This is a genomic window from Mesorhizobium album (assembly GCF_033977205.1).
GTDB classification, from domain to species: Bacteria; Pseudomonadota; Alphaproteobacteria; order Rhizobiales; family Rhizobiaceae; genus Mesorhizobium; species Mesorhizobium album.
On record NZ_JAVIIW010000100.1, the window covers coordinates 1 to 3,096 of the forward strand.

At 63.2% G+C, this 3,096-nt stretch carries 1 pseudogene; it reads right to left on the bottom strand.

The window, feature by feature from the left end:
* Positions 1-2,484, bottom strand: a pseudogene (locus RFN28_RS34260) (hypothetical protein); the annotation flags it as partial.
* Between the last annotated feature and the right edge of the window lie 612 nt (positions 2,485-3,096).

The window sequence follows — 3,096 nt, forward strand, 5'->3', positions numbered from 1 at the left end:
GCGGTACCAGCGCAACGCCGGCCGCGGGCTGCGCGCCAGCGGCAGCAGGGCGGCGCACAGATTGCCCATGGTCTCCAGGTTGTTGTCGCGCTCGAAGGCGGGCGTGGCGCGTAGCGCCTCCAGCCTCTCCAGCCCCGGCTTTGCCAGCACACCCAGATCGTCGGACAACTGCGCCTTGCTCAGGGCCTTGAAGATGTTGGCGATGGCCAGGACATCGGCCTGCTGCAGCCGGTCATCGGCATAGTGGAGATAATGCGCCAGCTGCTGCAGCCGCTCCCTCAGCAAAGCGGGTTCGGCCACCTCCCCGGCTTCCTCGCCCTGCAGGATACCGCGCGCCAGACTGTTGGCGATGTTGCCCAGCGCAGGCGTGATGAAAGCGCCGAAGCGACGGCCCTTGGGGCCGAGACCGCGGGCGATCTCCACCAGAGCCTGATAGCACACCGGCTCTTGCGTCCACTTGCCGAAGCCGTTCACCAGGATCGCCAAGCCTTGAGCAGTAAAATCGGAGAGCCCGACATCCGGGCGATCGGCGCGGCGAAGGACCTCCCTGCCAATGGTGACCGTAGCCTCGCGCATCTTCTGCTGATCCGGCCATTTGCTGAAACCATTCACCAAGGTCACCAGGTGTTGATCGGCAAATCCGGCGAGTTGGCCGGCGCGGGACACGATCTCCTCGGCGAGGCCCACTGCAGCTTGGCGCACTTCAGGCTCCTCGGGCCACTTGCTGAATCCGTTCACCAGGTTCGCCACATGTTGGTCAGTAAATCCACGGAGGTGACTGGTGCGGCGGAGAATCTCGCAGGCAACTGCGGCCGTGGCTTCGCGCGTCTTCTCCTGTTCGGGCCATTTGCTGAAACCGTTCACCAAATTCGCCAGGTGTTGATCGGCGAATCCGGCGAGTTGGCCGGCGCGGGACACGATCTCCTCGGCGAGGCCCACTGCAGCTTGGCGCACTTCAGGCTCCTCGGGCCACTTGCTGAATCCGTTCACCAGGTTCGCCACATGTTGGTCAGTAAATCCACGGAGGTGACTGGTGCGGCGGAGAATCTCGCGGGCAACTGCGGCTGTGGCTTCGCGCGTCTTCTCCTGTTCGGGCCATTTGCTGAAACCGTTCACCAGTATGGCCAGCTGCTGATGGGTAAACCCCTTGATTTTGTCGGCGCGGGAGGCGATCTCCCCGGCGATGGCGACCGCAGCTTGGCGCATGCCTGGCTCTTGCGGCCACTTGCTGAAGCCATTGATCAGATAGGCCAGCTCCTGACCAGGAAAACCGCGCAATCGGTTGGCGTCGCAGCTGACCTCAGAGGCGATGGCGACGGCCGCTTCGCGCGTCTTCTCCTGTTCCGGCCACTTGCTGAAACCATTCACCAGATTGGCCAGGTGTTGATCCGTGAACCCACCCAGCTCCCTGGCGCGCGCAACGACCTCCCCACCGACGGTGACTGCTGCCTGGCGCATATTGAGTTCTTCGGGCCACTTGCTGAAACCATTCACCAGTATCGCCAGGTGCTGATGAGTAAATCCGCCGGGCTTGCCGACGCCGGACGCAATGTCCCCTGCGATGGCGACCGCAGCCTGACGTATGCCTGGCTCTTGCGGCCACTTGCTGAAACCGTTCACCAAAGTGGCCAGCTCCTGCTCAGGAAAGCGACCGAGTCGGTTGGCCTCGCGACTGATCTCAGAGCCGATGGCGATCGTTGCTTCGCGCGTGCTTTCCTGTTCCGGCCACTTGCTGAAACCGTTCACCAGGTTCGCCAGGTCCTGCGGTACAAAATCGGAAAGCCGATTGGCTCGGCCTGCGAGGTACGTCACCTCGGTGCCGATAGCGCTGGTGGCCTCCCGACACTCCGCCTGGTTCGGCCATTTGCTGAAACCATTGACCAGGTTGGTCAAGCTCTGCGGATTGAATTTGGAAAACCCTTGCGTGTGGGCGCGGCGAAGAACCTCACCAGCAACTGCGAAAGTGCCGTCGCCACACCCTGGCTGGTCAGGCCACTTGCTGAAGCCGTTCACCAGCAGCGAGAGGTTTCGAGCGTCGAGCTGGCGAAGCACTGCTGGGTTGTCGCTGCAGAATTCGCCGATCCTGACCGTGCCGTCGCGGCATTCCGCCAGTTGGGGATATCGGCCGAACGACAATGCCAAGAGCGGCAATGCGCGAGCATCTACATCGTCGAGGGCGCTGGTAGACCTCGATACCTTGGCTGCCATGGCCCTGCAGGCCTGCATGCCCGGCTGACCTCCGGGTTCGCGGCTGACTGCGTTGGATACGGTCGCATATCCAAACGATTCTCCTTCACGGATGTCCTGTTCCCAGTTTGGCAGAAAGTGACGGGTGAATTGGACAGCGGCTCCTTGCAGGAATGCTGCCTGCTCGTCCTGGTCCCGCAGCATGCCGCTGTGGCGCACCACCGCACAGGAGAACTGAACGATGTCCCGAGCTCGACCAATGTCATCGAGGGCATTGTTGAACAGATTACTCGACATTGCGCGAGAGACGCGCTGCCGGGCTGCTTCGGAATGCCGTCCCGCTTGCAAATCGGCAGTTTGTCTATGCGGCGGTAGCCCGCCTCCGTGGGAAAGTTCGGACCGCTGCGCCTGGCGCGAGGGTCCGCCCTCGGCCCGCAAAGCACCTGATTGCTGCCGCGACCCTTCAGGCCGTTGAGAACCTATGCGGCGGCTACCGCGCGCGCTCCCATCGTCGCTGCGTGGCGGCCTGGCCTCCATGCCGGATGGAGTTTTTCCAAGCGAGGAGGCGGAGGTGTGTGAGCTTTCGGTGACGCCATCTCTGCGCCGCGATCCGGCATCGGAACCCGAAGGGCCCGGTTGCCGCCGTGAGCCGGAACGGCTATCGCGCGCGCTTCCATCGTCACGGCGTGGCGGCCTGGCCTCCACGCCGGATGGGTTTCGACCATGCGACGGGGCGGAGGTGTGTGAGCTTTCGGTGACGCCATCTCTGCGCCGCGATCCGGCATCGGAACGCGAAGCAATCGCTTGCCGTCCTTCCCCATGAGACCGCTGCTCGCTTCCAAGACGGATGTTGGTTTCTACGCCATCGTCGGCACGTCGCTCTCCTGGCCCTGCGTTCCTATCGGACGT